Here is a 13,782-nt window from a genome sequence, read left to right as displayed (position 1 = left end):
GGGCGCCATCGGGGCGCCCTGTGTGTCGTCAGACGATCAGAGAGAGTTGATCAACTCGGGCACGGCACTGAACAGGTCCGCCTCCAGCCCGTAGTCGGCAACGCTGAAGATCGGCGCCTCGGGATCCTTGTTGATCGCGACGATGACCTTCGAGTCCTTCATGCCGGCCAGGTGCTGGATCGCGCCCGAGATGCCGCAGGCGATGTACAGCTGCGGCGCGACGATCTTGCCGGTCTGACCCACCTGCCAGTCGTTCGGGGCATAACCCGCGTCGACAGCGGCCCGGCTGGCGCCCAGCGCGGCGCCGAGCTTGTCGGCCAGCGGGGTCAACACTTCGTTGAACTTCTCGCTCGAGCCCATCGCCCGGCCGCCGGAAACGATGATCTTGGCCGCCGTCAGCTCGGGTCGGTCGCTCTTGGCGATCTCCGAGCCGACGAAGCTGGAGCTGCCCGAATCGGCCACGGCCGCCAGGCTCTCGACCGCCGCACTGCCGCCGCTGGCCGCAGCGCCGTCGAAGGCGGTGGTGCGCACGGTGATCACCTTGGTGGCATCGGCGCTCTGCACCGTGGCAATCGCGTTGCCGGCGTAGATCGGCCGCTCGAACGTATCGGGCGAAACAACCTTGGTGATGTCGCTGATCTGCGCCACATCGAGCGTCGCCGCGACGCGCGGCGCGACGTTCTTGCCCGAAGCAGTGGCCGGGAACAGGATGTGGCTGTAGCCCGCAGCGATGGCCAGCACCTGCGCCGCCACGTTCTCGGCCAGGCCATGTTCGAAGCCGGCGGCATCGGCATGCAACACCTTGGCGACGCCGGCCACCTGGGCCGCGGCCTGAGCCGCACCCGCAGCATTGTGGCCGGCGACCAGCACGTGCACCTCGCCGCCCAGTTGAGCCGCGGCAGTCACCGCATTCAGCGTCGCGGGGCGCACGCTGGCGTTGTCGTGTTCGGCAATGACAAGAGCAGCCATCAGATCACCTTCGCTTCGTTCTTCAGCTTGGCCACCAGCGTGGCGACATCGGGCACCTTGACACCGGCGCCGCGCTTGGGCGGCTCGCTGACCTTCAGCGTCTTCAGCCGCGGCGTCACGTCGACGCCCAGATCAGCAGGCTTCACGGTTTCCAGCGGCTTCTTCTTGGCCTTCATGATGTTGGGCAGCGTCACGTAGCGCGGCTCGTTCAGGCGCAGGTCGGTGGTGACCACCGCCGGCATCGACAGCGACAGCGTTTCGAGGCCGCCATCGACTTCGCGCGTTACCCTCGCCTTGCCGTCGGCAATCTCGACCTTGCTGGCCGAGGTGGCCTGCGGCAGCTTGGCCAATGCCGCGAGCATCTGGCCGGTCTGGTTGCAGTCGTCGTCGATCGCCTGCTTGCCCAGGATCACCAGCCCCGGCTGCTCCTTGTCGACCAGCGCCTTCAACAACTTGGCCACCGCCAGCGGCTGCAACTCGACGTCGGTCTCGACCAGGATCGCGCGGTCGGCGCCAATCGCCATCGCGGTGCGCAGGGTCTCCTGGCACTGCGTCACGCCGCAGGACACAGCCACCACTTCGGTGACCACGCCCTTCTCCTTCAGTCGCACGGCCTCTTCGACAGCGATCTCGTCGAAGGGGTTCATGCTCATCTTGACGTTGGCGATGTCCACCCCCGTGCCGTCGGACTTCACGCGAACCTTCACGTTGTAGTCGACGACGCGTTTCACGGGCACCAATACCTTCATGTCGCGTGGCTCCTGACTGGTTGAATTGACGTTGACGTAAACCGATGAATTCTAGTCGGCGCACTCCGCCGGCAGGCCAAGGCTGGAAAAACGAACGATCGTGCTATTTTAGGTGCGCCAAGCCAGTCGTCTGTCATCCAGGTGACCGTTTGCACCTCGATAGACTCCTGCCCCGATGCAGCTCAGCGCCATCCCACCGCCGCATGTCGGCATCTTCGATTCCGGCATCGGCGGCCTCTCGGTGCTGCGCAGCCTGCGCCAGCGGCTGCCGGGATGTGCGCTCAGCTACCTGGCGGACAACCGGTACCTGCCCTACGGCGACAAGTCGGCAGACTGGTTGACCGCGCGAGCCCTGCAACTCACCGAGTACCTGCTCGCCCAGGGCGCGGGCCTGATTCTGGTGGCCTGCAACACCGCCACCATGCACACCATAGGGGCCCTGCGGGCCCGATGGCCGACCGTGCCGTTCGTCGGCGTGGAGCCAGGCATCAAGCCTGCTGTGCTGCGCAGCCGCGCCGGCCGCATCGCCGTGATGGCCACGCCAGCCACCTTGCGCAGCGCACGGCTGCAGCGGCTGATCGACCTGCACGCAGGCGACTGTGCCGTGCGGCTGCTGCCATGCACCGACCTCGCGCAAGCGATCGAGCAGGCAGACGACGCCCGGCTTTCCTGTGCCGTGGAGTCGGCTTGCGCACAGGCGCGCGCGGAAGCGGTGGATGTGGTGGTGCTTGGCTGTACCCACTACCCTCTGGTAGCTGACCGCCTGGCTGCCGCGCTGGGCCCGGGGGTTTACTTGCTCGACACCGGCGAAGCGGTCGCCAGCCGCGTCCAATCAGTGTTAGGTACCGCTGCCACGTCAGGCAAGGCACCAGGAGTACTAACAGCCATTGCCACCGGGGACACCCGGCCACTCGATCTGGCGCTGAGGCGATGGCTTCACGAGCCCCTTCGCGCAACACACCGCGACTGCTGACGCGCAAGTCACGACGCACGTCTGCGACTGGTGCCCGGAGCGGGGATCGAACCCGCATATTCCGTTTCGGGAATGGCGGATTTTAAGTCCGCTGCGTCTGCCTGTTTCGCCATCCGGGCGCTGGAAAGCGGGCGCATTATCGGCGCCAAAAAAGCAATGAGCCCCGCTGGGGGCGGGGCTCATTGGCAGCTACAGCATTTGGAGGCGCGACCCGGAGTCGAACCGGGCTCTACGGATTTGCAATCCGGTGCATAACCGCTTTGCTATCGCGCCGTCGTCGGATGCCTTGGCGAAATCGCCCTGGCGATTCTGACAAAAAAGGGAAGCACTGGGCTTCCCTTCGAGATTTGGAGCGGGAGACGAGTCTCGAACTCGCGACCTCAACCTTGGCAAGGTTGCGCTCTACCAACTGAGCTACTCCCGCATGACTTTTCAGTCTTGCTTCGCATCACATTGCTGTTCAGCGAAGCTCGCAGTATATACCGAAAAAATCATTGACCGCAAGCCTGCTGAAGCTCATCAGTGCGGCAACGCGTCCGAAGCACCCGCAGCCGCCGGCTTGGCGACCTCAGGCTTCGCAGCTTCGGACTTGATGGCCGGATCTTCTTCGGGCAGCTCCTGCGGCATGGTCTCGAGCGCACGCTCGAGCACCCGCTCGATCCAGCGCACCGGAACAATCTCGAGGTTGTTCTTGACGTTCTCCGGGATGTCCTGAAGGTCCTTGACGTTGTCTTCCGGGATCAGCACCGTCTTGATGCCGCCACGGTGCGCCGCCAGGAGCTTTTCCTTCAGGCCACCGATCGCCGTGACTTCACCGCGCAGCGTGATTTCACCGGTCATCGCGACATCGGCCTTCACCGGTATGCCGGTCAGCGCCGACACGAACGCCGTGGTCATGGCAATGCCCGCGCTCGGGCCGTCCTTCGGCGTGGCGCCATCAGGCACGTGGATGTGAATGTCGCGCTTCTCGAACAACTCGTCCTTGATGCCCAGGCGGCGGGCACGGCTGCGCACCACCGAGCGCGCGGCCTCGACCGACTCCTTCATCACGTCGCCCAGCGAACCCGTGCGGATGGTGCCGCCCTTGCCTGGCATCGTGGCCGCCTCGATCGTCAACAGGTCGCCGCCCACCTCGGTCCATGCCAAGCCGACGACCTGACCAACCTGGTTCTTCTTCTCGGCACGGCCGAAGTCGAACTTGCGCACGCCGAGGAAGTCGTGCAGGTTCTCTTCGGTGACGACGACCTTGCCTTCAACCTGCTTGAGTTGAATGCTCTTGACGGTCTTGCGGCAGATCTTCGAGATCTCGCGCTCGAGCGAACGGACGCCAGCTTCGCGGGTGTAGTAGCGGATGATGCCGCGCACGGCAGACTCGGTGACTTCCATCTCCTCGTCCTTGACGCCGTTGTTCTTGGCCTGCTTCGGCAACAGGTAGCGCTGCGCGATGCTGACTTTCTCGTCCTCGGTGTAACCCGACAGGCGGATGACCTCCATCCGGTCCAGCAGCGCCGGCGGGATGTTCATCGAGTTCGAGGTCGCCACGAACATCACGTCCGAGAGGTCGAAGTCGACCTCGACGTAGTGGTCGCTGAACGTATGGTTCTGCTCCGGGTCGAGCACCTCGAGCAGTGCCGACGACGGGTCGCCGCGGAAATCCATGCCCAGCTTGTCGATCTCGTCGAGCAGGAACAGCGGGTTGCGCACGCCGACCTTGGTCAGGCTCTGCAGCACCTTGCCCGGCATCGAGCCGATGTAGGTGCGGCGATGGCCGCGGATCTCGGCTTCGTCGCGCACACCGCCCAGCGCCATGCGCACGAACTTGCGGCCGGTGGCGCGCGCAACGCTCTGGCCGAGCGAAGTCTTGCCCACGCCCGGAGGCCCCACCAGGCACAGGATCGGCGCCTTGACCTTGTCGACGCGCTGCTGCACCGCGAGGTACTCAAGGATGCGTTCCTTGACCTTGTCGAGGCCGTAATGGTCTTCGTTGAGCACCTTCTCGGCCAGCGGCAGGTCGTGCTTGATCTTGCTCTTCTTGCTCCAGGGCAGCGCGACCAGCGTATCGATGAAGTTGCGCACCACCGTGGCTTCGGCCGACATCGGCGACATCAGCTTGAGCTTCTTCAGCTCGTTCTCGGCCTTCTTGCGCGCTTCCTTGCTCATGCGCGCGGCGGTGATCTTCTTCTCGAGTTCCTCGAGGTCGGCACCTTCCTCGCCGTCGCCCAGTTCCTTCTGGATCGCCTTGACCTGCTCGTTCAGGTAGTACTCGCGCTGGCTCTTCTCCATCTGGCGCTTGACGCGGCCGCGGATGCGCTTTTCGACCTGCAGGATGTCGACCTCGTGCTCGAGCAGTTCGAGCAGCTTCTCGAGCCGCTTGGCGACCTCGAACAGATCGAGCACCGACTGCTTGGCTTCGAGCTTCAGCGGCAGATGGGCGGCGATCGTGTCGGCCAGGCGACCCGGATCGTCGATGCCGGCGATCGAGGTCAGGATCTCCGGCGGGATCTTCTTGTTAAGCTTGACGTACTGGTCGAACTGCTGCGTGACGGCACGTCGCAGCGCTTCGACCTCGGGCGAGGTGCTGCCTTCGGGCTGCACCGGCGCGACCTCGGCGGTGAAGTGTTCACCGTTGTCGTGGATCTCGCGGGTCTCGGCGCGCTGCACGCCTTCGACCAGCACCTTCACGGTGCCGTCGGGCAGCTTCAGCATCTGCAGGATGCTCGAGACGCAACCGATCTCGAACATGTCCTCGGGCTTGGGCTCATCCTTGCCGGCGGCCTTCTGCGCCACCAGCATGATCTGGCGACCCGCTTCCATCGCGGCCTCGAGGGACTTGATCGACTTGGGACGGCCAACGAACAACGGAATGACCATGTGCGGGAAAACGACCACGTCGCGCAGCGGCAGCAGCGGCAGCGTGATCGGATCCGGCGGAAGAACGGGATGTCCAGACATGGGGGAGACCTCTCTTTCTCAGGCCGACATGAGGCCCGAGCGGACGAATGCAAGGGGCTCGGGCGGACAGGCCTCGATGGTCCAGCGCTTCAGGCGCTGGCCTTCTGTTCCCGATAGACGAGGAGGGGCTTGGCGCCCTCTTCGATGATGTGATCGTCGATCACGACCTTGGCCACACCATCGAGCGTGGGCAGGTCGAACATCGTGTCGATCAGCGCATGTTCCATGATCGAACGCAGGCCGCGGGCGCCAGTCTTGCGCTGCAGGGCCTTGCGGGCGATGGCCGACAGCGCAGAGGGGCGCACTTCCAGCTCAACGCCATCCATGCCGAACAGCTTCTGGTACTGCTTGACCAACGCATTGCGCGGCTCGGTGAGGATGCGCACCATCGCCTCCTCGGTGAGCTCGCCCAGCGTCGCCACGACAGGCAGGCGACCCACCAGTTCCGGAATCAGGCCGAACTTGATCAGGTCCTCCGGCTCGGCCTCGCGGAAAAGGTCGGCCGCACGCTTCTCGGTCTTGCTGTGCACAGAGGCGGCAAAGCCGATGCCGGACTTCTCGGTGCGGTTCTGGATCACCTTCTCCAGGCCGTCGAAGGCACCGCCACAGATGAACAGGATGTTGGTCGTATCGATCTGCAGGAAGTCCTGGTTCGGATGCTTGCGGCCGCCCTGTGGCGGCACCGAGGCCATCGTGCCTTCGACCAGCTTCAGCAGGGCCTGCTGCACGCCCTCGCCCGACACATCGCGGGTGATCGAAGGGTTGTCGGCCTTGCGGCTGATCTTGTCGATCTCGTCGATGTAGACGATGCCGCGCTGCGCGCGATCGACGTCGTAGTTGCAGTTCTGCAGCAGCTTCTGGATGATGTTCTCGACGTCCTCGCCGACGTAGCCTGCCTCGGTCAGCGTCGTTGCGTCGGCGATCACGAAGGGCACGTTCAGCAGCTTGGCAAGGGTCTGCGCCAGCAGCGTCTTGCCGGAACCGGTCGGGCCGATCAACAAGATGTTGCTCTTGGTGAGCTCGACCTCTTCCTTGCCGCCGGCGCCCATGTGCTTCAGGCGCTTGTAGTGGTTGTAGACGGCCACGGCCAGCGTGCGCTTGGCAGTGTCCTGCCCGATCACGTACTGGTCGAGGATGCTCTTGATCTCTGCCGGGGCCGGCAGTTCGGAGCGAGTGGTCTTCTCCGCCCCCCCATCCGCCGGGGCTTCGTCGCGGATGATGTCGTTGCAGAGCTCGATGCACTCATCGCAGATGAACACCGAGGGACCGGCAATGAGTTTCTTCACCTCATGCTGGCTCTTGCCGCAGAAGCTGCAGTACAGGACTTTCTCGCCAGAGGCGCCCTTCTTGTCGGCCATGGGTGTGCTTTGTCAGTGCGCGGAATGCAAAAAGTGTCGGTTCAATGATAGACCAAGCAGCCCGGCCCGCTTCGCCCGAATAGGCAGGGGTTTGACACCCAGGCGGGCCGTTGGCAGGCCTTACGCGCGCTTTTCCAGGACCTGGTCGATCAGACCATAGGCCTTGGCCTCGTCGGGCGACATGTAGAAGTCGCGCTCCATGTCGGCTGCGATCTTGTCCAGGGTCTGGCCGGTGCGCTCGGCGTAGATGCGATTGAGCTGCTCGCGGGTCTTGAGGATTTCGCGGGCATGGATCTCGATGTCGGTGGCCTGGCCCTGCGCGCCGCCCGACGGCTGGTGGATCATGATCTTCGAGTTCGGCAATGCCAGGCGCTTGCCCTTGGCGCCTGCCATCAGCAGGAACGAGCCCATGCTGGCCGCCATGCCCATGCACATGGTGGACACGTCGGGCTTGATGAACTGCATGGTGTCGTAGATCGACAGGCCCGCGCTGACGCTGCCGCCCGGCGAGTTGATGTACAGGAAGATGTCCTTGTCCGGGTTTTCGCTTTCCAGGAACAGCAACTGAGCCACGACCAGATTGGCCGTTGCGTCATTGACCGGACCGACCAGGAAGACGATGCGTTCGCGCAGCAGCCGGCTGTAGATGTCGTAGGCCCGCTCGCCGCGGCCCGATTGTTCGATGACGATGGGCACCATGCCCAGCGCCTGCGTCTCCGATGCGCTCATGAAGATCCTTGGAAAGAAGGGTTCGGCCGATTATGTCCCGGCGCCCAAGGCCACACAGCGCATGAAAAAGGGCGTCGCAAGACGCCCTTTTCTGCGGTGCAGCAGCAGCTTCGATCAGGCGGTCATCAGCTCGTCGAAGGGCAACGCCTTGTCGCTGACCTTGGCCTTCTCGAGCACGAACTGGGTCACGTTGTTCTCGATCACCACCGCCTCGACCTCGGCCATGCGCTGGCGGTCGGACAGGTACCAGCGCATCACTTCGGCCGGGCGCTCGTAGCTCTGCGACAGTTCTTCGATGTGGGCCTGCAATTGCTCGGGCTTGGCCTGGAGGTTGTTGGCACGCACCAGTTCGGCCACGACCAGGCCCAGGCGCACGCGACGCTCGGCCTGCGGACGGAACAGCTGCAGCATGTCCGGCGTGAGCGGCATCTTGTCGGCATCCTTGACGCCGCGCTGCTTCATGTCTTCGCGCGCGGCTTCGCCCATGCGCTCGACCTCGGTATCGACCAGGGCCTTCGGCACGTCGAGCTCGGCCACCTTGATCAGCGCGTCCATCGCGGCGCCCTTGTTGCGGGCCAGCACGCGGAACTTCACTTCGCGCTCGAGGTTCTTCTTCACGTCGGCGCGCATGGCCTCGATCGTGCCGTCGGCAATGCCGAGCGACTTGACGAACGCCTCGTCGACCTCCGGCAGGTGCTGGGCTTCGACCTTCTTCATCGTGACCATGAAGTCGGCTTCCTTGCCGGCCACGTCCTTCCCGTGATAGTCGGCCGGGAATTGCAGCGGAAAGGTCTTCGACTCGCCGACCTTCATGCCGCGCACGGCCTTGTCGAACTGTTCCAGCATCTGGCCTTCGCCGATCAGGAACTGGAAGGCCTCGGCCTTGCCACCGGAGAACGGCTCGCCGTCGATCTTGCCTTCGAAATCGATCGTCACGCGGTCGCCTTCTGCCGCGCCTTCGGCCGCAGGGCGCTGCGCGAAGGTGCGGCGCTGCTTGCGCAGGATCTCGACGGTGCGGTCGATCGCGGCATCGGTCACCTCGCTCGTGACGCGCTCGACCTCGGCGGTGGACAGGTCACCGAGCTTCACCTCCGGATAGACCTCGAAGGTGGCATCGAAGGCCAGCTGGCCCTCGGGCGCCTCTTCCTTCTGGGTGATCTTGGGCACGCCAGCCACGCGCAGCTGCGCTTCGTTCGCGGCGCTGCTGAAGGCCTGACCGACCTTGTCGTTCATCACCTCGTATTGCACCGAGTAGCCGTAGCGCTGGGCCACCACCGACATCGGCACCTTGCCGGGGCGGAAGCCGTCGGCCTTGACGGTGCGCGAGAGCTTCTTCAAGCGGCTCTCGACTTCGGAGGTGATGTCGCTGGCCGCAATGGTCAGGACGATGCGGCGTTCGAGCTTTTCGAGGGTTTCAACAGTCACGGCCATGATGGAACTCGTCTAAGAAGGGATCTGGTGCGCGGGGCGGGACTCGAACCCGCACGCCCGTGAAGGCGTCAGGACCTAAACCTGGTGCGTCTACCAATTTCGCCACCCGCGCCACGCATTCGTCTGCTCAAAATGGCTTGGGGGAGCCAGACCTCCGGCTCCCCCACGGCGATCCGGTAAACCGGCGATTCTAGCTGCCCGCGAGACGCGAATCACCCGGCATGGGCCGGCGAACACGGAACCATGCCGCATACATGGCCGGCAAGGCCAGCAGCGTCAGCGCCGTCGCGACGATCAGTCCGCCCATGATGGCGACGGCCATCGGCCCCCAGAACACGCTGCGCGACAGCGGGATCATTGCCAGCACGGCCGCCGCGGCCGTCAGCACGATCGGGCGGAACCGGCGCACAGCGGCCTCGACGATGGCGTCCCAGGCCGGCAGGCCGCGGGCGCGGTCCTGCTCGATCTGATCGATGAGGATCACCGAGTTGCGCATGATCATGCCCATCAGCGCGATCACGCCGAGCAGCGCCACGAACCCGAAGGGCCGGTTCAGCAGCAGCAGCGCGGCGGCAATGCCGGCCAGGCCCAGCGGGCCGGTCAGGAACACGAGCATCGCCCGCGAGAAGCTCTGCAGCTGCAGCATCAGCAGCGTGAAGATGATGAACAGCATCACTGGCACGCCGGCGGCAATGGACCCCTGGCCCTTGCTGCTCTCCTCGACCGCACCTGCGATCTGGATCGTGTATTCAGGCGGCATGCGCTTGCGCAACTCGTCGAGCTGAGGCCAGACCTGCCTGGTCACCGTCGGCCCCTGCATGCCCTCGGCCACGTCACCCTGCACCGTCACCGCGTACTTGCGGCCTTCGCGCCACAGCACGCCGGGCTCCCAGGCCAGGCCGACCTTGGCGATCTGCATCAGCGGAATCGCCTTGCCGCTGGCGGTGGGCAGGTAGGCGTTGCCGATGTCCGTGATCACGTTGCGCTCTTCCAGGGGCTGGCGCAGCACGATGTCGACCAGCTTGTCATCCTCGCGGTACTGGCCCACGGTGATGCCCGACAGCATGGTCCGCGACGACTGCGCGATCGCCTGGCTGGTCACGCCCAAGGCTCGCGCCTTGTCCTGGTCCACCTCCAGCCGCAGCGCCTTGACCTGCTCGTTCCAGTTGTCGTTGACGCCGCGCATGTTCGGGTTCGCACGCAGGATGTCCTTGGCCTGGTCAGCCCATTGACGCACCGTGGCGGCATCGGTTCCAACGACGCGGAACTGCACCGGATAGGGCACCGGCGGGCCGTTCGGCAGCAGCTTCACGCGGGTGCGCACTTCCGGAAACTCCGCGGCCAGCAAGGCCGGCAGTTCCTTGCGGATGCGTTCGCGTCCCGCCAGATCCTTGGGCAGCAGGATGGCCTGGCTGACGTTGCTCTGCGGAAAGATCTGGTCCAGCGGCAGGTAGAAGCGCGGCACGCCGCTACCAACCCAGGTGCTCACCGACTCGATGCCCGGCTCCTTCATCATGCGGGCTTCGAAGCGCTTGGCGATGAGCTCTGTCTCGCGCAAGGTCGACCCCTCCGGCAGCCACAGGTCGACCAGGATCTCCGGCCGGCTCGAGTCCGGGAAGAACTGCTGCTGCACCTTGCCCATGCCCACCAGCCCCAGGCCGAACAGCCCGACCGTCAATGAAATGGTCACCCAGCGGTGCTGCACGCACCAGTGGACCAGGTGACGGAAACGGTTGTAGAAGGGCGTGTCGAACAGCTCGTGCGCTTCGCCATCGACCTTGCTGCGCGTGTGCAGCAGCCAGGCACCCAGATAGGGCACGAAGTACACGGAGACAAGCCACGAGATGACCAGCGCCGCCGAGGTCACGGCGAAGATTGCGAAGGTGTACTCGCCGGTGACCGACTTCGCCAGGCCGATCGGCAGGAAGCCCGCCGCGGTGATCAATGTGCCCGTCAGCATCGGCATCGACGTCACGTCATACGCGAAGGTCGCGGCGCGCATCTTGTCGTAGCCCTCCTCGAGCTTGCGCACCATCATCTCGACCGCGATGATCGCGTCGTCCACCAGCAGGCCCAGCGCGATGATCAACGACCCCAGCGAAATCTTGTGCAGGCCCACGCCCCAGTAGTACATCGTCACGAAGGTGATCGCGAGCACCAGCGGAATCGTGATCGCCACCACCAGGCCGGGCCAGACGTCGATGCGGAACGGCTTGGTGTGCAGACCCAGGCTGATGAAGCTGACCGCCAGCACGACGATCACCGCCTCCATCAGCACCCGCACGAATTCGCCGACCGAGCGCGACACCGCCTGCGGCTGGTCCTGGATCTGGTACAGCGAGATGCCGGCCGGCACCTCCTGCTTGATGGTGTCGATCCTGGCGTGCAGCGCCTTGCCCAGCGCGATGATGTCGCCGCCTTTGGCCATCGAGATGCCCAGCGCAATGACCTGCTTGCCCTGGTAGCGCACCTTGGTGGTCGGTGGATCGGCGTAGCCGCGGCGAATCTCGGCGATGTCGGACAGCTGGATCGTGCCCGCGGTGCCGGCGCTGGCATTCACGCCGCGGATCGGGAAGCGCTTGAGGTCGTCGATCGACCTGAACGCGCCGGCCACGCGGATCTGCAGGTTCTGGCTGCCGGCATCGAGCACGCCCGCGCCTTCCACGGCGTTCTGGGCCGCGAGCTGGCCCAGCACCTGGTTCATGTCCAGGCCCAGCTGCGCCAGGCGCTTCTGCGAGATCTCGACGAACACCTTTTCGGGCTGGGCGCCGAAGACATCGACCTTCGCAACGTCCGGCACGCGCAGCAGCTGCGAGCGGATGTGCTCGGCGAACACGCGCAGCTCCTCGTCGCTGAACCCTTCGGCCGACAACGCATAGATCGAGCCGTAGACATCGCCGAAATCATCATTGAACACCGGCCCGATCACGCCGGCCGGCAGGGTGCTGCGCATGTCGCCGACCCGCTTGCGCACCTGGTACCAGACGTTGCTCACCTCCTTGGGCGGCGAGCTGTCCTTGATCTGCAGGATGGTCAGCGATTCGCCGGGCTTGGTGTAGCTGCGGATGACATCGGAATACGGCACCTCCTGCAGCGTGCGCTCGATCTTGTCGGTGACCTGGTCGGCCATCTGCTGCGCGCTGGCACCGGGCCAGAAGGCCTGGACCACCATGGCGCGGAAGGTGAACGGCGGATCTTCGTCCTGCCCCAGCTGGAAGTAGGCGGCGACGCCCAGGATCAGCAGAACGATCATCAGGTAACGCGTTAGCGCCGGATGCTCGAGCGCCCAACGCGAGACGTTGAAGCGCGACTCGGTGACGCCCGCGTTCGGGGTGGCATTCATCGTGGCAGTCTCCAGGGCTTTCAGCGTCCGTCGGCGCGGGCCGTCGAGGCCGCGCCCGGTAACGCAACCGACGCAGCCATTGCCGCGGCCGCACTGCCGGGCTCGACGTACTGCCGCACCTTCTGCCCCGGTGTCAGGGCATGGACGCCGGCCGCGACCACCACCTGGCCGGCCTGCAGGCCGCCGCCGACCACCACCTCGTTGCCATCGGCCCCCGCCACCTGGATGGCACGCGGCTGAACGGTCATCGTCGACCGGTCAAGCAGCCAGACCTGGGACTTCCCCTGCAGCTCGAACACAGCCGCCAGGGGCAGTCGGACCACATTGGCCATGGCCGGGGCGTCCACCAGCACGGCGGCTGTCTGACCCAGGCGAACCGCTGCGCTGCCGACGTCGGCCTTCACCTGGAAGGTCCGCGTCACCGGATCGGCCGCGGCAGCCACTTCGCGGACCGTGGCGGGCAGCACCTTGTCGTCGCCCCACAGCCGCATGTGCAGGGCGTCCTTCCTGCCCAGCAGCGCACGCACCGCGGCGACCCGGTCCTCCGGCACGCTGAACACGGCGTCTCGCGGGCCGTCATGCGCCAGGCGCAGCACCGGGGTACCAGCCGACACCACGGCGCCGGGCTCGGCATCGACGCCGGTGATGACCCCGGCAGCATCGGCAGTCAGGACCGCATAGCTGGCCTGGTTGCCTTGCACGCCGGCCTGGGCGCGGGCCTGCGCCACCTGCGCCCTGGCCGCCTTCAGCGTGGCTTCGCGCCGATCCAGTTCCATGCCGCTGATGAATCCCTGGTCCCTCAGCTCCTTGTATCGCTTGAACTCGGCCTCGCTCACTTCGAGGTTCACCTGGGCCGACGCAAGCGCGGCCTGCGCGGCCTGTTGCCCGAGCTGAAGGTCCTGGGGATCGATCTGCGCCAGGGGCTGACCCGCCTTCACCGCCTGGCCGCTGTCGACCAGGCGCCTGACCAGCTTGCCACCCACCCGAAAGGCCAGCCGCGACTCGGTGCGCGCGCGTATCTCGGCCGCATACTCATGCTGGCCGTTGACGGTGGCGCCGGCCACGGTCAGTGTTCGCACCGAGCGCACCGGCTCCTCGGCAGGCGGCGTCTTCGAGCAGGCCGCCAGCAGCGCGACGGCAAGGAGTGGGAGAGCGAATTGGCGCATGGCTGAGCGGCTTCGGTTGGCGTGGCACCGTTCGCGGTCACAACCGCGCCCGTGTTTTACTGACTGACCGGTCAGTAATATAGGGGGCGACCCTGAGTCTTGTCAATCGCGG

The 13,782-nt window shown here is 65.4% G+C and carries 9 protein-coding genes and 4 tRNA genes; 1 reads left to right on the top strand and 12 read right to left on the bottom strand.

What is annotated here, in order from left to right; translation table 11 throughout:
* Positions 1-36: 36 nt before the first annotated feature.
* Together ACILR4_RS06950 and ACILR4_RS06945 are read right to left on the bottom strand one after the other, a co-directional pair.
* Positions 37-969, bottom strand: a complete 933-nt coding sequence (locus ACILR4_RS06950) for an electron transfer flavoprotein subunit alpha/FixB family protein (protein WP_395700106.1) — start codon at positions 967-969, stop codon at positions 37-39.
* Positions 969-1,718: an electron transfer flavoprotein subunit beta/FixA family protein gene (locus tag ACILR4_RS06945; RefSeq protein ID WP_395700105.1), complete on the bottom strand. Its 750-nt coding sequence runs from the start codon at positions 1,716-1,718 to the stop codon at positions 969-971. Before ACILR4_RS06945 ends, ACILR4_RS06950 begins: the two co-directional genes overlap by 1 nt.
* A 175-nt stretch (positions 1,719-1,893) precedes the next feature.
* Between ACILR4_RS06945 and murI the strand changes: the two genes are divergently transcribed.
* Positions 1,894-2,691, top strand: a complete 798-nt coding sequence (gene murI, locus ACILR4_RS06940) for a glutamate racemase (protein WP_395700104.1) — start codon at positions 1,894-1,896, stop codon at positions 2,689-2,691.
* A 28-nt stretch (positions 2,692-2,719) separates the two neighbouring features.
* On the opposite strand, the gene ACILR4_RS06935 is transcribed toward murI, so the two are convergent.
* From ACILR4_RS06935 to ACILR4_RS06890, 10 genes are all read right to left on the bottom strand, one after another.
* A tRNA-Leu gene (locus tag ACILR4_RS06935) sits at positions 2,720-2,810 on the bottom strand.
* Positions 2,811-2,890: 80 nt separating this feature from the next.
* A tRNA-Cys gene (locus ACILR4_RS06930) sits at positions 2,891-2,964 on the bottom strand.
* A 75-nt stretch (positions 2,965-3,039) separates the two neighbouring features.
* A tRNA-Gly gene (locus ACILR4_RS06925) sits at positions 3,040-3,115 on the bottom strand.
* Between the two features lie 95 nt (positions 3,116-3,210).
* Positions 3,211-5,643, bottom strand: coding sequence for an endopeptidase La (gene lon, locus ACILR4_RS06920; RefSeq protein ID WP_395700103.1), 2,433 nt, complete (start codon positions 5,641-5,643; stop codon positions 3,211-3,213).
* 89 nt (positions 5,644-5,732) lie between these two features.
* Positions 5,733-7,001, bottom strand: coding sequence for an ATP-dependent Clp protease ATP-binding subunit ClpX (gene clpX / locus ACILR4_RS06915; RefSeq protein ID WP_395700102.1), 1,269 nt, complete (start codon positions 6,999-7,001; stop codon positions 5,733-5,735).
* A 120-nt stretch (positions 7,002-7,121) separates the two neighbouring features.
* Positions 7,122-7,730: an ATP-dependent Clp endopeptidase proteolytic subunit ClpP gene (clpP, locus tag ACILR4_RS06910; RefSeq protein WP_395700101.1), complete on the bottom strand. Its 609-nt coding sequence runs from the start codon at positions 7,728-7,730 to the stop codon at positions 7,122-7,124.
* A 114-nt stretch (positions 7,731-7,844) separates the two neighbouring features.
* On the bottom strand, positions 7,845-9,161 hold the full coding sequence (gene tig / locus ACILR4_RS06905) for a trigger factor (protein WP_395700100.1): 1,317 nt from the start codon (positions 9,159-9,161) through the stop codon (positions 7,845-7,847).
* Between the two features lie 25 nt (positions 9,162-9,186).
* Positions 9,187-9,273, bottom strand: a tRNA-Leu gene (locus ACILR4_RS06900).
* 78 nt (positions 9,274-9,351) lie between these two features.
* Entirely contained in the window at positions 9,352-12,504 is a 3,153-nt protein-coding gene (locus ACILR4_RS06895; RefSeq protein WP_395700099.1) for an efflux RND transporter permease subunit, read from the bottom strand.
* Positions 12,505-12,524: 20 nt separating this feature from the next.
* Entirely contained in the window at positions 12,525-13,670 is a 1,146-nt protein-coding gene (locus tag ACILR4_RS06890) for an efflux RND transporter periplasmic adaptor subunit (protein WP_395700098.1), read from the bottom strand.
* Between the last annotated feature and the right edge of the window lie 112 nt (positions 13,671-13,782).

Origin of the sequence: Aquabacterium sp., assembly GCF_044226965.1 — a bacterium.
In the GTDB taxonomy this organism is placed as follows: Bacteria; Pseudomonadota; Gammaproteobacteria; order Burkholderiales; family Burkholderiaceae_C; genus Pseudaquabacterium.
The sequence above is the reverse complement of the archived record's forward strand: the minus strand, read 5'-3'. Positions and strand labels throughout refer to the sequence as shown.